Source organism: Desulfobulbaceae bacterium DB1 (assembly GCA_001914235.1).
GTDB lineage: Bacteria > Desulfobacterota > Desulfobulbia > Desulfobulbales > SURF-16 > DB1.
Genome location: MQUF01000014.1, coordinates 260972 through 279797, shown reverse-complemented (window position 1 = coordinate 279797; position 18826 = coordinate 260972). Strand labels below are relative to the sequence as shown.

12 protein-coding genes and 4 tRNA genes are annotated in these 18826 nt (G+C 52.5%); 5 read left to right on the top strand and 11 right to left on the bottom strand.

The genetic code is table 11. The features are described from left to right. Positions 1 to 16 precede the first annotated feature (16 nt). The 10 genes from BM485_12945 to BM485_12900 form a co-directional block, all read right to left on the bottom strand. Positions 17 to 1207: a translation elongation factor Tu gene (locus tag BM485_12945; protein ID OKY74733.1), complete on the bottom strand. Its 1191-nt coding sequence runs from the start codon at positions 1205 to 1207 to the stop codon at positions 17 to 19. Between the two features lie 70 nt (positions 1208 to 1277). After that, positions 1278 to 1353 (bottom strand) — tRNA-Thr (locus BM485_12940). A gap of 44 nt (positions 1354 to 1397) precedes the next feature. Then, positions 1398 to 1473: transfer RNA gene (locus BM485_12935), tRNA-Gly, on the bottom strand. Positions 1474 to 1525: 52 nt separating this feature from the next. Next, positions 1526 to 1610, bottom strand: a tRNA-Tyr gene (locus BM485_12930). A gap of 66 nt (positions 1611 to 1676) precedes the next feature. Further along, positions 1677 to 1752, bottom strand: a tRNA-Thr gene (locus BM485_12925). Between the two features lie 380 nt (positions 1753 to 2132). Continuing rightward, positions 2133 to 3323: a heterodisulfide reductase gene (locus tag BM485_12920; protein OKY74732.1), complete on the bottom strand. Its 1191-nt coding sequence runs from the start codon at positions 3321 to 3323 to the stop codon at positions 2133 to 2135. 141 nt (positions 3324 to 3464) lie between these two features. Next, entirely contained in the window at positions 3465 to 5729 is a 2265-nt protein-coding gene (locus BM485_12915; protein ID OKY74731.1) for a heterodisulfide reductase subunit A, read from the bottom strand. An 11-nt stretch (positions 5730 to 5740) separates the two neighbouring features. Further along, positions 5741 to 6997 carry a heterodisulfide reductase subunit A gene (locus BM485_12910; protein OKY74730.1) on the bottom strand — a complete coding sequence of 419 codons (1257 nt, stop codon included), beginning with the start codon at positions 6995 to 6997 and terminating at the stop codon, positions 5741 to 5743. 304 nt (positions 6998 to 7301) lie between these two features. Continuing rightward, positions 7302 to 9317 (bottom strand): adenylyl-sulfate reductase subunit alpha, encoded by a 2016-nt coding sequence (locus BM485_12905; protein OKY74729.1) that lies wholly within the window; start codon positions 9315 to 9317, stop codon positions 7302 to 7304. A 57-nt stretch (positions 9318 to 9374) separates the two neighbouring features. Beyond that, positions 9375 to 9803, bottom strand: coding sequence for an adenylyl-sulfate reductase subunit beta (locus BM485_12900; protein ID OKY74728.1), 429 nt, complete (start codon positions 9801 to 9803; stop codon positions 9375 to 9377). Between the two features lie 314 nt (positions 9804 to 10117). Here BM485_12900 and BM485_12895 point away from each other — a divergent pair, with 314 nt between their 5' ends. The 3 genes from BM485_12895 to BM485_12885 all read left to right on the top strand — a co-directional run bounded on the left by BM485_12895 (position 10118) and on the right by BM485_12885 (position 14790). Further along, a complete protein-coding gene (locus BM485_12895) occupies positions 10118 to 11047 on the top strand; it encodes a zinc/iron-chelating domain-containing protein (GenBank protein ID OKY74727.1) in 930 nt (309 codons plus the stop codon). A 687-nt stretch (positions 11048 to 11734) separates the two neighbouring features. Next, a complete protein-coding gene (locus BM485_12890; protein OKY74726.1) occupies positions 11735 to 12592 on the top strand; it encodes a hypothetical protein in 858 nt (285 codons plus the stop codon). Between the two features lie 20 nt (positions 12593 to 12612). Further along, positions 12613 to 14790 carry a glycosyl transferase family 1 gene (locus BM485_12885; protein ID OKY74725.1) on the top strand — a complete coding sequence of 726 codons (2178 nt, stop codon included), beginning with the start codon at positions 12613 to 12615 and terminating at the stop codon, positions 14788 to 14790. A gap of 137 nt (positions 14791 to 14927) precedes the next feature. On the opposite strand, the gene BM485_12880 is transcribed toward BM485_12885, so the two are convergent. After that, on the bottom strand, positions 14928 to 15140 hold the full coding sequence (locus tag BM485_12880; GenBank protein OKY74724.1) for a hypothetical protein: 213 nt from the start codon (positions 15138 to 15140) through the stop codon (positions 14928 to 14930). Between BM485_12880 and BM485_12875 the strand changes: the two genes are divergently transcribed. Next, complete coding sequence (locus tag BM485_12875) at positions 15139 to 18228, top strand: pyridine nucleotide-disulfide oxidoreductase (GenBank protein ID OKY74723.1); 3090 nt, start codon at positions 15139 to 15141, stop codon at positions 18226 to 18228. The genes BM485_12880 and BM485_12875 overlap by 2 nt on opposite strands. Beyond that, positions 18225 to 18821 carry a hypothetical protein gene (locus tag BM485_12870; GenBank protein ID OKY74722.1) on the top strand — a complete coding sequence of 199 codons (597 nt, stop codon included), beginning with the start codon at positions 18225 to 18227 and terminating at the stop codon, positions 18819 to 18821. The genes BM485_12875 and BM485_12870 overlap by 4 nt, the downstream gene beginning before the upstream one ends. Positions 18822 to 18826: the final 5 nt, after the last annotated feature.

The window sequence follows — 18826 nt, the reverse complement described above, 5'->3', positions numbered from 1 at the left end:
GCTACCTGTTCTTAAATTATTCAATAATCTCGTTAATGACACCGGCCCCAACTGTACGGCCACCCTCACGGATTGCAAAACGAAGTCCTGCTTCCATGGCAATCGGGGTGATCAGGGCGCCCTCTATGGTGACGTTGTCGCCCGGCATGACCATCTCCACCCCTTCGGGCAGGGTGACGATACCGGTTACGTCGGTGGTACGAAAATAAAACTGCGGCCGGTATCCGTTGAAAAAGGGTGTATGACGGCCGCCCTCTTCCTTGCTCAGGATGTAACACTCAGCCTTGAACTTCACATGGGGCGTGATGCTCTTCTGTGCCGCCAGTACCTGGCCGCGCTCGATGTCCTCACGCTTGGTGCCGCGCAGCAGGATACCGACATTATCACCGGCCTGACCCTGATCCAGGATCTTCCGGAACATCTCAACCCCGGTTACCGTCGTCTTCTGCGTGTCGCGAATACCAACGATCTCAACCTCATCACCCACCTTGATGATGCCGCGCTCGATACGTCCGGTCGCTACCGTACCACGTCCGGAAATGGAAAAAACATCCTCGACAGGCATCAAAAACGGCTTGTCAATGTCACGTTTCGGCTCGGGAACAAATGAATCCACCGCAGCCATCAGATCCCAGATACATTTTGCCGCTTCCGGGTCCGTCGGATTCTCCAGAGCCTTCAAGGCACTGCCCTGAACGATCGGGGTATCGTCTCCCGGAAATTCGTATTTGCTCAAAAGCTCGCGCAGCTCCATGTCGACCAGCTCAATCAGCTCTGCATCGTCAACCATGTCGCATTTATTCAGAAAAACAACAATGGCGGGCACACCTACCTGACGGGCAAGAAGAATGTGCTCACGGGTCTGCGGCATCGGTCCGTCATCTGCGCCTACTACGAGGATCGCCCCGTCCATCTGCGCTGCGCCGGTGATCATGTTCTTGATATAATCCGCATGGCCCGGACAGTCGACATGGGCATAATGACGGTTGTCCGTCTCATACTCGACATGGGCCGTCGCAATGGTGATACCACGCTCTTTTTCTTCCGGAGCCTTGTCAATCTCACTGAAATCGGTCTTCTTGGCATATCCCTTGGTTGCAAGCACCTGGGTGATCGCTGCGGTCAATGTGGTCTTTCCGTGATCAATGTGACCGATTGTTCCAATATTTACATGGGGTTTAGTCCGTTCAAACTTTTGCTTTGCCATGTCCAATCTCCTCAGACTGATTTAGATTTTTTTTACAGGTGACAGGCCCAAATATTCATTCCAAAAAAAATGGAGCTCACGATCGGACTTGAACCGATGGCCTCTTCCTTACCAAGGAAGTGCTCTACCTACTGAGCTACGTGAGCATGAGACGTAAAGTCGCGCTGTTTAATTTACTGCTGTTCTCTTATGGAGCGGGAAACGGGTCTCGAACCCGCAACCCTCAGCTTGGAAGGCTGATGCTCTACCAATTGAGCTATTCCCGCCTCTACGAGCCCGACCAGTGGACCCGGCTCGGCATGAACTTCCCAAAATAAATGGTGGAGGGGGGAGGATTCGAACCTCCGAAGGCGTCGCCGACAGATTTACAGTCTGTTCCCTTTGGCCGCTCGGGAACCCCTCCAAATTCACAAAGGAATTTGCTATTAAACAAGAATTAGAAATAATTTACAATGTTTTTTTTCACATCTGGAGCTGGCGATGGGACTCGAACCCGCAACCTGCTGATTACAAATCAGCTGCTCTACCAATTGAGCTACGCCAGCGAAAAGAAAACCGAAACACCGTAATCGCTTCACAGGCAAAAATCAACCTTTTTTTCACATTGTGCGGCTTTGCCGGTAAGGGACGAAGCTGCTTACAGAGTCCGAAATACCCTCAGAAACAACCTTTTCACCATTCCGACAATGGCATTTTTGTGATGAAGCGATTACGGTGTCTCTTTAAATCTCAGTGACGAAATAAAAAAATACAGCTCAAGGTGCAATAAGTTGTGGTTGTCACTAAATCGGGAAAACTCATTCCCGCGGTATGTTGGATTACCACGTGGGACACGTTTTCTCCAAGAGGAGATGATCCCAATTGTTACCTGGTACTTCTTTCCTTAGGATTACTCGTTTTCCCCGGGAGTTACCACTATGCCTCTTCATTTTTTAGAGACAAACTGGCTTTCGCGGTAAATTTCAAAAGCCATGGCAAAGGTCCGGTACACCATATGGGCGAACTTTGTATACGGCATATAGAGGAACAGCATCAGGACTGTCACCAGATGCAGATAGTAAAAAAAGTAAGCCAGCACGGGCACGCCGACCAACCGGCCAATCTCAGCACAAAGCCCGGTGACGCCTACCGCCATGATTTCCCAGATAAGGAACCAGTCGTAAAATGATCCGGTTGATCCTGATTCCGCCTCGGCTGCGGCGCGGTTTGACCAAAGAACGCCGATGCCGAAAATGAGGGCAATGGCCGCGACGTTGGCCACGATTTTCACCGGATTCATCAAGCTCATCGGGCCGTGCAGCTCGGGAAAGAAAATGCCAAGCACGTCCTGCGTAAAAGCGCTGTACGCTGTAACAAAAAGAAGAGCTATAAAGGCCAGCATCAACGGCAAATGGCCGGTTACACGATTCGCATTGGTTCCGCATTCACGAAAGCGGGTGTGAGCAAGGATTTCCTTGATCGCCGGAACCAGAAATTGCTGGATAAATTGAATAACGGAAGGCCGATAATTGGCGCTCACATTATACTGTTTTTCCATCGCCGCCCACATGGCTGATACCCCCCGGTATGCCGAGTAGACGGCAAGACCGGCGGCCGGCACCATAATAATATCGATAAACAATACATTTTTCGTCAACCAGGGCCAATCCCAATGACCGAAAAAGTGGCCGAAACCGTATGCGGCAAGATCTTCGGAAGAGGGAACATGCATTCCTCCGGATATAATCCACATAACGAGCACGATCAAGGACGGAATGCCGATAATGAGCGGCAGATTCTTTGCGCTGCTGACCATTTTCGCCAAGCCGGAAGGAAAGCCATAATGGGTATAGGCATATGCTCGAATAGCTCCGAGGACATCACCGGGTTTTGCTCCGCGAGGACAATAGGCGGTGCAGTCGCCACACTGATGACAGAGCATAACATCGGGGTCGGCAATCAACTTATCCTTGAGACCCCATTGTGCCCAGATCATTTCCTTCCGGGGAAATGGCTTTCCATCTTTGGAAAGAGGACAGACAACAGAACAGGTGGCACATTGGTAACACTTTTTCAGCGTATCTCCACCGGCACTTTTCATATACTTTATGAAGTCTAAATCAGGATTCACCTTCATCTCATTTCTCCTTTCTTGGTTATTTCACAATAACCGGCACCGAATACACCGGTATGAAAAAAACATCCCGGTAAGTTTAAGCTCATATAAAAAGTCGTTTGGCAGCGGACAGACGCTGCCAAACGACGCTACGAAACGGAATTAGAATCCCTTGAACGGATTCGGACCGAGGCCGACAATTTCTTCTACGAACTCATTTATGATTTCCGGCACCTTGTCATAATCGGTAATGGCAATCTGCCGCACCGCGCAGCGCTCAGGCTCAAGACCGAGAGATCCAAGGGTCTCACCGATATTATCCATACGTTTGTTGGCAATTTCACTGCCTTTGACAAAATGGCACTGATAGTCATCACCGTATTTGCAGCCAAGCAGAATGGCACCGTCCATACCGGACGACAGCGCATCCTTGATCCAGGCCATATTGACTGAACCGAGACAGCGCACCGGAATGAAACGAACCAAGGCATTCAAGGAATGCTTGCGCATGGCAGCCATATCGAGTGCCGGGTATGCATCGTTTTCGCAGACAAGAGCCAGAATACGGAGCTTGTCCTCATCATCATCCGGTACCTCAATGGCCTTGATCATGGAACCGATCATATCAATATTGTAATTCTTGAAACCGATGATACGCTCCGGACAAGCACCCATGCAGGTACCGCAACGACGGCAGCGGGTGGGGTTCGGTTTCGGTGTACCCTTCTCATCATCATCAAGTGCGCCGAAGGGGCACTCCTCCGTACAACGCTTACACTGGGTACATCTCTGGAAGAAAAACTCGGGAAAGGTCTGATCACCTGAACGGGGATGAACCGCCACACCACGATCAGCGCATTCCATTGCCTGGATGGCCTTCAATGCGGCGCCGGTCGCATCATCGATTGTTTCGTCCATGGGCATGGCCTTACGGACGCCGCCGCAGGTGTAGATACCTGTCCGTCGTGTTTCGTAGGGAAAACAAATAAAGTGCGAATCAGCGTATCCGTCAAAAAGGTCCAAGTCGAGGAAGGCCGGCCCTTGACGATAAGCAAGATTGATGGACGACTCATGGCATGTCGTGGGTACCATGCCGGCGGCAAGGACAACCAGATCCACATCAAGATTGAGGTCTTCACCGAGGAGGGTATCCTTGGCCGTTACCGTGCAGCCGTTTCCGGAATCCTCGACCTTGGTGACTGTGGCTTTGGTCAGGAAAATACCATCATCCTGCTGAATTCCCTTATAGAACATCTCCATGTTGCCGGGGGTGCGCATGTGCTGATAAAGGATATAGGCCTTGGCATCCGCATTGGCCTCACGCACATATTTTGCCTGTTTCAGGGCAACCATGCTGGTGACGGAGTTGGCATAGGGGAAATCCATATCATGCGCTTCCCCGCCGGGGCTCTGAATAAAGGCCACGGAATTGACACCGGCAAGCTTGCCCTCTTTCACCATTTTCTCAAACTCGGCATTGGTGACGACCTTGTCGCTGTCTTTGTAACCGAGATGCTCGAATTCACTGACATCAGCGGGAACCCAACCGGTGGCAAGAATGACGGCGCCGTATTTTTCAGCGGCAGGATCTTCTTCCATGTAATTCTTCAGACCGGCGTTGGGATCTTCCATCTGTCCCTTGGAGATGCGATCCTGTTCATCCACACCCACTTTAGCGGGAGCATCCCACTCACTCTTGGTGCCGGCTGCTTTAAATGTCGCGGAAAAATTACCGGGAGCGCCGCCGATACGTGCAACCTCGGTAGCTTTTTTGATGGTGATCTTCGCATTGCCCTCAACTTCGGCAACCAAGGCGCCGATGGTCGGCTCCTCGAGCGTCGCATAAGGAGCTTTGGTCGGGAACTGTTTTGTCCAGCCAAGTGCTTTGCCGCCGAGGGCATCGGTTTTTTCGACAAGGGTTACTTCGTACCCTGACTTGGCGGCTTCCTTGGCAGCGGTCAGACCTGCGATACCGCCACCCAACACCAGAATTTTTCTGTTCATGGTGTCAAGTTTGTAGGGTTCGGGCATTTCCGTCTTCTTCGCCTGAACGCAGGCCATGCGGACATAATCCTGGCCAACCTCTGTGTAGTATTCCTTGATCGTGTCTTCATCCCGATTATCTGAGGGCTGTTCCTTGCACCAGGCAGCCTGCTCCCGGATGTTTCCGCGAATGGTGATCTTGTCATCACCGAAATTAAACTCGTCCTGCATCACACGAGGAGAGCAGGCACAAACAACAGCGACATTCACTCCGTCATTGTTGATATCTGCTTCAATCATCTGCCGGCCGGCAGCACCGCAAAGCGCCTCATGGGTCTTTGCCTGCATGCCGTGTTCACCGGCAGCCTTTATCAAGGCGTCAACATCGAGTGCCTCACCAATTCCACATCCTGTGCAAATATATGCACCATATTTTTTATCCATTGATCTTCCTCCTACTTAGCTGCTTGAATAGCTTTCAGGGCTGCGGCGGTAGCGCTCTGGGCGCTGGTTACAACATCAGCAGCTTTTTTGGCACAACCGGCGGAAAACATACCTTTGCCTTCATTACCCACAACAAATCCATTGCTGTCGACATCAAGACCGAGAGCAGCAGCCTGAGATTTGATTGCCGGCTCCATACCGGTTGCCAGGACGCACAGATCAACTTTCTGCCGCACCTTGTCGCCGGTCACGGCATTCTCGGCAACAAGAGTAACTCCATCTGCCTCCGGGATAATATCGGCAACTTTTCCTTTGATAAAATGGGTATTGGGATCAGACATCAATTTCTCACGGAATTTTTCATATTTACCCGGTGTACGAAGATCGATGTAGAACACATAAATAGGGGCACTCGGATACCGCTCGCGGATATAGGTAATCTGCTTCATGGATGCCATGCAGCAGATATAGGAACAATATTCGAGATGATTTTCGTCACGGCTGCCGGCACACTGGACAAAACCAAAACTGGCAGGTTCCTTGTTGTCGCCGGGACGCAGGATCTGTCCGCCGGTGGGTCCGTTCGGCGCGGCAAGACGCTCCATCTGCATATTGGTAATAATGGCTTCGCTCTCGTTATATTTGAGGTTATCCATTTTGGTGGGATCATAAGGATTCCAGCCGGTTGCCCAGACGATGGAGGAAACATTCAAGGTGAATGTCTTGGATTCCATTTCCGTATCAATTGCGTCATACTTGCACGCATCCTTGATTTTAGCCAGGGTATCGGCGCTGCAGGCATTTTTATCCAGGACATATTTCATTGGAAAGGACATCTCATGCGGCCGATAAATAGCCTTGGTTTTGCCCATGCCGAAGTTGAATTCGTCAACACGCTCATCAGCACAGGCATCGGAACAAGCGCCGCAGCCCGTGCAATTATTATTCACATAACGGGGTGCGGTTTCACAGGTGACCTCATAGCTGCCTGCGGATCCGGAAACGCTTTTCACCTGGGTCATGGTGTACATGCGAATCCTGCGATTGCTCTTTACCCGTTTAAAATTGATTTCAAGTCCGCAAGACGGGGGACAAAGTTTGGGGAAATACTGATTCAGCTGCGCGACGCGGCCTCCTAGGTAGGGATTCTTTTCTATCAGAAAGACATCTTTCCCAACCTCAGCGGCTTCCAGGGCAGCTGTTAAACCGCTGATGCCGCCACCAACGACCAGCACTGCTCCTGTACCGGATGCATTCTGTTCTGTCATGCCACTCCTCCATTAGTAGGTGTTATGTTTGGAAGTTTTAAGTGTTAAGATTTCCGTTTTAAACAAGGGCGAATCTCGGCAAATGCGGTCCGCAAGATGTCAAAAACCGCCTTTAAAACCGAAAACTTAACACTTAAACAAATTATGGTTTCTTCATTTACCAGAAAGTTTCCGGCAAATCAACTTTACAAGGGTGGGCAACAACTTTTTTATTAAATATACCCCCCCATACTAAAATCTCCAGGCACCTCGACTCAGGTACCTGGAGATTTTATTTTTCAAGACGTTAATTTGCTAATGCAAATCAGATCCACGGATCGGTCTCGACGATGTTGATGCATTTAACCTTCTCGCATTTCCACTCTTTGGTATTCGGGTCAAAGGTGGAGTTTACGAATACTTTCCAGTTCTCGTCATCACAGGTCGGGAAGTCTGATCTGTAGTAGAAGCCGGGGTAGCGGCTTTCTTTACGGAACTCGATGTGACGGATATGAGCCTCAACACACCAGATGCGGTGGTAGTTTTCCCATGCACGCATAAGCTCATGCAGGTCGCCGGCTGCCATCAACTCAGCATCTTCACGAAGCATGCGGAGAAGGTCAAGGCAGATGTTCAGCAGCTTGCCGGAGGTCATGTAGTAGGTAGCAACACCGCCGCCGTACTCGTCGGTAGCTTTCATGAGTCGCATCATGATACCGGCGGGCTTGCAGTAGTTGGGGTTAACGTTGGCTGCGGTGGATGCGCCGACAAACTCAAGGTAACGTTTAACCGGTGCGTAGATCTCATCGGCCAGCTCCTGAGCGGTTTGTTTCAGCTCGGGCTTGAAGGATGCATTGTCACGGCAGAATTTAACCATCTGCTTGGCGACGATACGACCCTCAGCATGAGACCCTGAAGAAAATTTATGTCCGGAAGCACCAACGCCGTCACCGGCGGTGAAGAGACCGTCAACAGTGGTCATCCTGTTGTAGCCCCATTTGTACTGATGTGCACGGGTACCGTCAACAGTCGGAACCCAGTCTTCGTTCGGACCGGAAGTCCAGATACCGCAGCAGCCTGAGTGAGAACCAAGCATGTAGGGTTCGGTCGGCATGATCTCGGAACCGACTTTCTCGGGCTCGATGTTCATACCTGCCCACAGACCGGCCTGACCAACGGACATATCAAGGAAGTCTTCCCATGCCTCGGACTCGAGGTGTTTCCAGTATTTTTTAACAGCCTTCTCATCCATGCCTTTGGCGCGGCGATCATCCAGGAAGGCGTTCAAAGCAACGTCGGTAGCCATGTAGATCGGACCGCGACCAGCCTTCAGCTCATTCAGCATCAGGTGGTTACGCAGACAGGTGGGGGTAACGGCGGATGCGCCGTAAGGCATAAATTTTGCCAGTTCTTCTTTTACGGAATCACTGTTTGCATAGAACTCGCCCAGACCGTTCTGTACTTTGGCCTTGAAGAGAAGGAACCATGCACCAACCGGGCCGTAACCGTCTTTGAAACGGGCGGGGGTGAAGCGGTTTTCCATCATGGTCAGGGTAGCACCTACCTGAGCACACATGGTGTAGGTAGAACCTGCGTTCCATACGGGGTACCAGGCGCGACCCTTGCCTTCACCGGTGGACCGGGGACGGAAGATGTTAACCGCACCACCGCAGGCTACGAGAGCGGTTTTGCATTTGAAAACATGAACTTTGTTTTCACGGGTGGAGAAACCTACCGCACCGGCAATCTGGTTCGGTTTGTTCTTGTCCAGCAGCATTTTAACGATGAAAACACGCTCAAGGCAGTTTTCCTCGCCCAGTGCGGTTTTAGCAGGCTCGGCAACGATGCACTTGTAGGACTCACCGTTGATCATGATCTGCCATTTACCGGTACGAACCGGCTCACCGCCTTCACGCAGTGTTTTTGCAGGCTGAGCACCGTCAAGGGTTTCGCCGTCCGCATCTTTCTTCCAGATGGGCAGACCCCACTCCTCAAACAGCTTTACAGACTCGTCAACGTGACGGCCGAGGTCATAGATCAGGTCCTCGCGAACAACGCCCATCAGGTCGTTACGGACCATCTTTACGTAGTTCTCGATCGGATTGCTGCCGATGTAGGTATTGATTGCGGAAAGACCCTGGGCAACAGCACCGGAACGCTCCATGGATGCTTTGTCGCAAAGGATGATTTTCATGCCAGCGGGTGCCCATTTCTTGATCTCGAAAGCAGCGCCGCAAGCAGCCATACCGCCGCCAACGATCAGAACATCACATTCATGCTCCTTGATTTCGGGATTTGCAACGGCAGGCAGTTCGCCAAGTGGTTTATTAGGTAATGCCATATTCTATCTCCTTAAAATAGTCTTAAGTAAACAATGAACCTTAACTGAGAAACTTAATTATTTCGCAAGTTTGGTCGGCTGCGGCAGTGCAGACTCGAGGAGCAGACATTCATCATCGAGGTTGGAGCCAGTCTGGCCGACATAGGCATTGGCAGCACCTTCAGCAGTTGTACGGATGGGGAATTTGAAGCGTTTGATGTTGCCATTACGAAATTTAACCGTCCACATAATGGAATCAGAGCTTCTCATCGGATGAACCTGGCCGCCCATCGGTACGAAGTCATCATAACCGCGTACCATGATAGCACCCTGGGGGCAGATCTTAACACATGAGTAGCATTCCCAGCATGCATCGGGCTCCTGGTTGTAGGCCCGCATCTCCTCTTTGTTGAGAACCATCAGGTCGTTGGGGCAGATGTACATACATGCTGTTTTGTCACCGCCCTTGCAACCGTCACATTTGGAAGGATCTACATAGCTTGGCATTAATTTACCTCCTCAATTGGGTTGATTAGTTTGATTCCACAAAATGCGAAATCGGTTTTTTTATATTACCTGTGCTAAACCAACGTAAAACCACAATGCCAAAAAATGAGGGGTCACTCATTTTCTGAATCATTTGTTCTATAAATTTTCGCCCTGCAAATGTCAAGAAAAAAAGTCTGGCTGAAATTCCACTTTTCCGACCAGCCCTGACTTGTCGTTTTTTTTCAGTTTGACAACCTCGACCAGGATGATTAATTTCCGAAGGAATTGTGCAAGAACACAAAACTATATATACCGATAACAGAGGAATTACAATGACGGATACGGATAAAAACCTTTTTGGTTACGATAAAAACCCCACCAACATCCTTCCCCAGAAATATACCCTGGACAGCAAAATAAAATTCCGCTGCCATCCCGGTGTTTCCTGCTTCACCGCCTGTTGCGGCAATATCGATATCATCCTCACTCCTTTTGACATTCTGCGACTGAGAAAATATCTCAACTTGCCGGCTTCTGAGTTTCTGCTCAGATTTACCACCCCCATCTATATTGAAAAAACGGACATGCCCGGGGTGAAAATTCACCTTGATGAAAACGGCCGCTGCCCGTTTGTCACCGACGAAGGATGCACCATCTATCCCGAGCGACCTTCCGCCTGCCGTTATTATCCGGTGGGCATGGCCAATTTCCATGAAGGAGGCGAAGAAGGCGTTGAGTCTGAAAGATTTTTCTTTCTCGTCAAGGAAGCCCACTGCAAGGGCCATGAGGAAGACAAGGAATGGACCATCCGCGAATGGCGAGCCGATCAGGGCGTTGATCTGTGCGATGAGATGAACAAGGAATGGCTTGAACTTGTCATGCGCCGCAAATCATTCGGCTTCCAGGCGACACTCAGCGAGCAGGCCAAAAAGATATTTTTCATGGTGAGCACCGATCTTGACAAATTCAAGGAGTTCATTTTCAACAGCTCCTTCCTTGACACCTATGAAATTGAACAGGCAACGCTTGACGCGATCAAGGAGGACGACATAGCCCTGCTGAAGTTTTCTTTCAAGTACCTTGCCTCTTCGCTCTTCGGCACCAACGACCTCAAAATCAGGGAAGAAAAAATCAAGGCAAAGTCTGCCGAGATGAAGGAAAAACGGGTGGAGAAGGAAAAAGAGGCGATCCGCACCTTCGAAGAACTCAAGGCCGAGCGCGATCGGCTGCAGGAAAAACTGGAAAAGCAGAAGAAACAATAATTTCTCCCTCATCGATACAAGACACACATACAAAAGACCGCGGCACGTGTTGTCGTGGTCTTTTGTATGTGCGAGCAAAAATCAGGTCCCCTTCCTCCCCTGAATTAACGGACAGCAACCGCTGTCGTAAATTCGAACTTTCCGCCAGCCGGGGCACCACCGGCGGCACCAGATGGCGCCAATCCTCTTTTCGGTCGACCGAGACCATCAGCAGATTCAGCTTGCAACAGCGCGAAGTCTCGGGTGTTTGCATCACCGACCATGACACCATGGCGACCAGAAACTCTCTGGCAATGAAGGGGTTCAGAAAAACGGTCTATGCGTCGTTTTCGGCGTGGAATACACCACAAGCCGGGGCTATTTTCTTCTCGTCGGCCCATTCAAGGAACTGCGCCGAGGGTTGCCCGCCGATAAACACCTGCGCCGCGTCACCTCATCCGCAGCCGCAACGATCTGATTCCCGCCCTGCAAAGCTGCTCGTATCTTCCCGAGATCAACTCCGGGAATCCCGGTATTCTCAAGGAAAATCAGGCTGCCTGATTCGCTCGTCGGCCTCGACACCTCCCCCCTGGTTTGACTTTTGCTCCCATTTCCTATACCATTGCAGTATCCTTGAAATCGAACGGAACGCGACTTCGACCCCGTTTTTCACAATCACTCTTGAAAACGAATCAACCTCAAGGAACAATGATTTTCTCAATCGGCGAAATCGTCTGGGATATTTTCGGCGACAAAAAGATCCTGGGCGGCGCTCCGCTTAATGTGGCCTACCATCTCGCCAACCTTGACCGCCAGGCCGGGCTGATAAGCCGCATCGGCTGTGACTCGCCGGCGGATCTCGCCATTCAGCAAATTTCCGATATCGGCCTTGACACCTGCTACATCCAGCACGATCCGCGTCTGCCGACCGGTCGGGTCATCGTGACCCTTTCCGCACAGGGCCAGCCCGCTTTTGACATCATCGCTCCCGCAGCCTGGGACGAAATTGATTCCGGCCTTTTTCCCACCGCTTTTACAGAGAAACCGTATCACCTGGTCTTCGGCAGCCTGGCCCAGCGCAACTCCGTAAGCCGAGCCGCCATCCGCTCTCTCTGGCAAAATGCCGAGCTGCTTTTTTATGATGTGAACCTGCGCCCGCCCTTCACACCAAAGGAAACAGTTTCCCCCTCCCTGACCGTGGCTGACGTGGTGAAACTCAACGATACCGAACTTGATCAGGTTGCGGACTGGTGCGACATTGCACCCGGCCGGCCGCAAAAAAGAGCGGAAGATCTTTTCAACCGCTTCGATCTTCTTGCCCTGGTTGTGACCCTGGGAGAAAAAGGAGCAATGCTGATCAGCACGGACGGCATTTATACTCATCCCGGTTTCCCGGTGCAGGTGACAGACACGGTTGGCGCGGGGGACGCCTTTTTCGCCACGCTTATCGACGGCATCATCGACAAGCTGCCCTGGCGCTTGTGCCTGGAACGGGCAAACAAACGCGGCTCTTTTGTTGCCGGTCGCCGCGGCGCCACCCCGTCAATGTCGGATTTCAAATTTTAACCCGGACAAGGCGGATCACCATGAATAACTCAGGCCTCTACCTGCAACTCTTCAGCGTTCACGGACTCATCCGCGGCGAATCTCCCCAACTCGGCTATGACGCCGACACCGGCGGTCAGGTCAAATATGTCCTGGAACTGGCCCGCGCCTTGGGCGACCATCCCGAGGTCGGCCAGGTCGACCTTTTCACCCGGTTGATCGAGGAAAAGCACCTTTCCCCGATTTACGCCGCACCCATGGAGCAGATCAGCAAAAATGCCCGCATTATTCGCATCCAGTGCGGCGGCAAAAAATACATCCGCAAGGAGCTTCTCTGGCCCCATCTTGATGAATTTATCGACAAGACCTTGAAATTGATCAAGGCACAGGCCCGCATTCCCGACATCTTCCACGGTCACTATGCCGACGCGGGTTATGTTGCAATGGAATTGTCCTCGGCGTTCAACAAACCATTTATTTTTACCGGCCATTCCCTGGGACGTAATAAAAAAGCCAAACTGCTGGACAACGACATCTCTCAGTCCGAGATCGACAAACGATACAAAATGGAAACCCGGATCAGCGTCGAAGAGGAAATACTCAAAAAAGCCGAACTGATTATTACCAGCACCAGCCAGGAAATCGAAAAACAGTACGGACTTTACAACAACTCGGCAGGGAAAAATTTCACTGTTATCCCTCCCGGCATCGATCTTGACATCTTTTATCCCTATTATCACAACCAGCTTGCCGCAAAGGAACAAAATGAACCGAGCAAACAGATACGCATGACATTGCTTCGCGAACTGCAGCGCTTCTGGCCCGACCCGCAAAAACCTTTTATCCTGGCTCTCTGCCGGCCTGATCAACGGAAAAACATTTCCGGATTGATCGAGGCATACGGCACGGACCCAGACCTGCGGGCCATGGCAAACCTGGCCATTTTTGCAGGCATCCGCAAGGACATCATGGACATGGAAGACAACGAGCGTAATGTGCTGACCGACATGCTGTTGAAAATGGATTTTTATGATCTTTACGGCAAGCTCGCCATCCCGAAAAAACATGACTTTGCCACCGAGGTTCCCGAACTGTACCGGCTTTGCGCCGACAGCGGCGGCGTTTTCGTCAACCCGGCCATGGTCGAACCCTTCGGCCTGACCCTGATCGAGGCCTCGGCCTGCGGATTGCCGATTATCGCCACCAATGACGGCGGCCCGGTTGATATTGTCTCCAACTGCCAAAACGGCGCCCTGGTGGATGTCACCCAACCGAAAAAAATTGCCGAAGCCATCAAAGAACTGCTCGTTGATCAGGAAAAATGGGAGGCATGCTCGCGCAACGGCATTAACGGCGTGCGCAAACATTACTCATGGGCCTTCCACTGTGAACGAACCATCGATCACATCAAGGGGCTGCTCCCCGAACACTTCGCCCATCACACAAAGGAACAACAAAAAGCCGCGACAAAAGAGCCCTTCGGCAGCAGGCTCACCGCCGTTAACAAACTCCTCATCACTGATGTGGACAACACCCTGGTGGGAGACCCCGAAAGCCTGAACGACCTGTTGGAACTGCTCGACAAGAACCGCGAAACCATCGGCTGGGGTGTTTCAACCGGTCGCAGCCTGGAAATGACATTGGAGATCATGACCGATCAAAGCATCCCTATTCCCGATATCCTCATCTGCTCCGTGGGCACGGAAATTTATTATGGGCCAAGCCTGAGAATCGACAAGGGATGGCAACAGCATCTCAGTCACAGCTGGAAACCTGAAGAAATCAGAAACACCATGAGTGGTCTTGATTTTCTCAACCCCCAGGGAGGAGAAGGACAACGGCGCTACAAACTGAGCTATTACATGGAGGACAAGCCGGAACTGCTGCAAATGGTATTTCAGGCCCTGAAAGACGCCAGACTTCGCTGCAATGTCATCTTTTCCCACGGACGCTTTCTCGATATCCTGCCCCATCGAGCCTCCAAGGGCAAGGCCGTCAGATACCTCAAATATAAATGGGAGATTGCAGCGGAAGACATCATGGTGGCCGGTGATTCCGGCAACGATGAAGACATGCTGCGCAGCCAGTGCTGCGGACTGGTGGTGGCCAATCACAGCAAGGAACTGAACCATCTGCACGGACGGTCGCGCATTTTTTTCAGCAAGCGCAAACATGCCGGCGGCATCATTGACGGCCTGACCCATTTCAAATTTCTTTGATGCCCGACAATTCAGACGAAACAATTCGTCACATGAAAGGGTTTTCAATCGTCCGCCTTGCCAATAATAGGAATTTTCTATTTGACCCATAGGGTTTTTTTTGGTAAATAGTGCCGATTACAATTTACCAACCCCTTTCACCGAAAAAAAATGAAACATTTCATCCGTCCATCATACTGAAGGTTACGCCTGATAAGCCGCCCGGTCCGGGTAGCGATCATGACAGGGGCACTGCCTTCTCTTCCCCTTCCCTTGCTGAGCAGATCCAGCACCTGAAGGAATTTCCTGTTTTCAGGGTCGCAGAAGGCAAAAAGCCTGTTTTTCTCAGGCACGAAATGCATCTGAACCATGAAGGAGGAAGTTCTCGTGAATACCCCAGTTTCAAACAACCAGGTCAATTCCGCCAGCGGCGCGGTCCTGGTGGTCGGCGGCGGAGTAGCCGGAGTCCAGGCGGCTCTTGACCTCTCCGCCCTTGGCTATAAGGTTTATCTGGTGGAAAAAAGTTCGGCCGTCGGCGGCGTCATGGCCCGGCTGGACAAAACGTTTCCCACCAATGACTGCTCCCTTTGCATCCTCGCGCCGAAACTGGTGGAGGCCGGTCGGGACGGCAACATCGTTATTCTCACCAAATCAGAACTTGATTCCCTGGCAGGGGAAGCCGGCAACTTCATCGCCAGGATAAAAAAACAGCCTCGCTATATTGATGAAGAGGTCTGCACCGGCTGCGGGCAATGCACCCTTTATTGCCTCAAGCAAATCAATGACGATTACAACGAGAATCTTTGCCGCACCGCCGCCGCTCATATTGATTACTCCCAGGCGGTGCCCGCCAGCTACCATATCGACCCCAAAAGCTGCTTGCGGCTCAATTTTGACACCTGCGGCCTCTGCGCCGTGGCCTGCAGGGCAGGCGCCATCCGCTTTGACGACCAAGAGCAAATCCTGAACCTTACGGTCGGTGCGGTGGTGCTGGCACCGGGCTTCGGTCGAGTTAGCGAAAAGGTACTCCGCTCCTACGGCTGGGGAAAGTTCGCCGATGTGGTGACCGCCTTCGAGCATGAACGCCTGATGTGCGCCAGCGGCCCCACCGGCGGCGAGATCGTCCGGCCCTCCGACGAAAAACATCCGAAGAAAATCGCCTTTCTCCAGTGTATCGGCTCCCGCGATGAAAATTGCGGCAACAATTACTGCTCCTCGGTCTGCTGCATGTATGCCGTCAAACAGGCAACCCTGGCCCGCGAGCATGACCCTGACACAGAAATAACCCTCTTCTACATGGATGTCCGCACCCACGGCAAGGGCTTTGACGCAGCGCGGGAGCGGGCGGTGTCGGAAAAAGGTTTTCGGGTCATTTACAGTCGACCGCCCCGCGTTGAGGGTGTCTTCAGCGGCGGTCTGCTGCTGACCTGGATTGATGATACAGGACGGCATTATTACGAAAAATTTGACCTGGTGGTGCTCTCCCAGGGCCTCGAAGCTCCGGATGACGCTGAAAATATCGCCCGCGCCGCCGGCATCGACTTAAACCGCTACCAGTTTGCCATGACCGATTCTTTCGCGCCGCTAGCCGCCAGTCGGCCCGGGGTCTACGTCATCGGTGCCTTCCAGGGACCAAAGGATATTCCGGACAGCGTGACCCAGGCAGGCGGCGCGGCAGGCCTCTGCGCCGGACTGCTGACTGAAGCCAGAAACAGTGAAACAGTGGTGCCGTCCTACCCGCGGGAAAAAATTATCGAGGGACAGGAGCCGCGGGTCGGAGTTTTTGTCTGCCACTGTGGCATCAACATCGGCGGAGTGGTCAATGTCCCGGTGGTCCGCGACTATGCGCAAACATTGCCCAACGTGGTTTACGCCACCGACAATCTTTACAGCTGTTCCCAGGATGCCCAAAAACACCTGATCGACATCATCACCGAACACCGGTTGAACCGACTGGTTGTCGCCGCCTGCACCCCCCGCACCCATGAACCGCTTTTCCAGGCAACCATGCGCGAGGCCGGACTGAATCGCGCACTTTTTGAAATGGCCAATATCAGAGATCAGTGCTCCTGGGTCCACATGCATGAACCCTCGGCGGCGACGGATAAAGCGAAAGACCTGGTGCGGATGGCAGTTGCCAAGGCGTCCCTGCTGTCACCCCTAAAGGAGGAGGCATTGCCGGTTACCCCATCGGCCTTAGTTGTCGGAGGCGGCCTGGCAGGAATGAGCGCGGCTCTCACCATAGCGAATCAGGGTTTCCCCTGCACCCTGGTGGAGAAAAAGACGAAGCTGGGCGGACGGACCCTGCTGTTGACCCAGGACCGCTACGGCAATGATCCCCGAAAAAAAATCGCGCAACTGATCTCCAAAGTCACCAACCACCCGAAAATCAAGGTTTATACCGAAACGTCACTTACCGCCATTTCCGGCTACGTGGGCAACTTCACCTCCACCATTACGGCTGCGGACAGAAGCGAGGTCATCAATCACGGCGTGATAGTGCTGGCCACCGGCGGCCGCCCCTACCAGCCGACCCAGTACGGATACGGCACATCCCGGAGAATCCTGACCGCGCTAGAGCTGGAAAAGAGGTTGGCCGTCAAACGACCGCTTCCTATTTCATGCCGGAACATTGTCATGATCCAGTGCGTCGGCTCACGGGGCCAGGATCTCGCCTATTGCAGCCGGGTATGCTGCGGCCAGGCGGTGAAAAACGCCCTGCGACTGAAGGAACGACTCCCGGAAGCCTCAATAACCATACTGTTTCGTGATATGCGCACTTATGGGTTCATGGAAGACGATTACCGGAAGGCGCGGGAAATGGGTATCATCTTTACACGCTTCACGGCGGATGCAATTCCCGAGGTGTCCGTCGGAAAAAACGCACAAAGCAACCCGATGGTCAGATATCGTGATCCGATACTGGGAGAGGAGGTTGAAAGGCAGGCGGATTTGCTCGTCCTGTCCGTGGGTATTGTGCCGGAGGATACCGACTCCCTCGCCAAGATGCTCAAGGTACCGGTCACCGCGGACAATTTTTTCCTGGAGGCCCATGTCAAACTACGGCCGGTCGATTTGCCGGTTGACGGCGTCTATGTCTGCGGCCTGGCCCATTCCCCCAAATCCATCGATGAGACAATAAGTCAGGCCCAGGCGGCCGCCGGGCGCGCGTGCCAACCCCTGGCCCACGGCTTCATCACCCCCGAACCCATAGTCTCCCATGTTGATCCGCAAAAATGCATCGGTTGCGGGGCCTGTGAATTCTTCTGCCCCTATAAGGCTATCCATATCTACAAGGAAGGAAAACTGCGCAAGGCCGGCACCATAACCGCATCGTGCAAGGGCTGCGGGGTTTGCGCCGCCCGCTGTCCGACTCTGGCCATCGACATGGGACGTTTTACCTTCGAGGGGATCATGTCCCAGATCCATGCATTTCACCCTGGAGAAACAAAAGAATGAGCAATGAATATCGCCCCCACATCCTCGGTTTTTTGTGCAACTGGTGCTGCTACACCGCCGCTGATTCGGCAGGGGTGGGCCGCTACCAGTATCCCCCCAATCTACGAATCATCCGCATCATGTGCACGGGTCGGCTCGACCCTTGCTTTCCCCTGGAGGGCCTGGCCAATGGCGCTGACGGTATTTTTGTCGGCGGCTGTCACCCTGGCGAATGCCATTACCAGGACGGCAATTATCACGCCCTGGTGTCAGCCGCCCTGGTGCATGAGCTGCTTGCCCGGCTGGACATTGCCCCGGAGCGATTCCTCATCGACTGGGCATCCGCCGCGGAGGGCCCAAATTTTGTCAAGATCATCACCTCCTTTACCGGAAGGGTTGCCGAACTCGGCCCCCTGGGCAGGGCTGAAGGCAAGGCCCGGAACTCCTTGCGGCAGCAATTGAAACAAGCGGCAGAGGCGGCCCGTGGCCGTAAAATCCGCACCGGACTTATCAATGCATCGAAAGAAATGATGAAATCACGCAATTTTTCCCGTAACAACGTCGCCGCTCTGGTGCGGAATGCCTGCGGCAAGGCGCTGACTGAACCGACATGAAAAAC

Bases quoted from the DNA above. Each gene is read 5' to 3' on its own strand.
- BM485_12945 (OKY74733.1), bottom strand. From the start codon at position 1,207: ATGGCAAAGCAAAAGTTTGAACGGACTAAACCCCATGTAAATATTGGA.
- BM485_12920 (OKY74732.1), bottom strand. From the start codon at position 3,323: ATGAAGGTGAATCCTGATTTAGACTTCATAAAGTATATGAAAAGTGCC.
- BM485_12915 (OKY74731.1), bottom strand. From the start codon at position 5,729: ATGGATAAAAAATATGGTGCATATATTTGCACAGGATGTGGAATTGGT.
- BM485_12910 (OKY74730.1), bottom strand. From the start codon at position 6,997: ATGACAGAACAGAATGCATCCGGTACAGGAGCAGTGCTGGTCGTTGGT.
- BM485_12905 (OKY74729.1), bottom strand. From the start codon at position 9,317: ATGGCATTACCTAATAAACCACTTGGCGAACTGCCTGCCGTTGCAAAT.
- BM485_12900 (OKY74728.1), bottom strand. From the start codon at position 9,803: ATGCCAAGCTATGTAGATCCTTCCAAATGTGACGGTTGCAAGGGCGGT.
- BM485_12895 (OKY74727.1), top strand. From the start codon at position 10,118: ATGACGGATACGGATAAAAACCTTTTTGGTTACGATAAAAACCCCACC.
- BM485_12890 (OKY74726.1), top strand. From the start codon at position 11,735: ATGATTTTCTCAATCGGCGAAATCGTCTGGGATATTTTCGGCGACAAA.
- BM485_12885 (OKY74725.1), top strand. From the start codon at position 12,613: ATGAATAACTCAGGCCTCTACCTGCAACTCTTCAGCGTTCACGGACTC.
- BM485_12875 (OKY74723.1), top strand. From the start codon at position 15,139: ATGAAGGAGGAAGTTCTCGTGAATACCCCAGTTTCAAACAACCAGGTC.
- BM485_12880 (OKY74724.1), bottom strand. From the start codon at position 15,140: ATGGTTCAGATGCATTTCGTGCCTGAGAAAAACAGGCTTTTTGCCTTC.
- BM485_12870 (OKY74722.1), top strand. From the start codon at position 18,225: ATGAGCAATGAATATCGCCCCCACATCCTCGGTTTTTTGTGCAACTGG.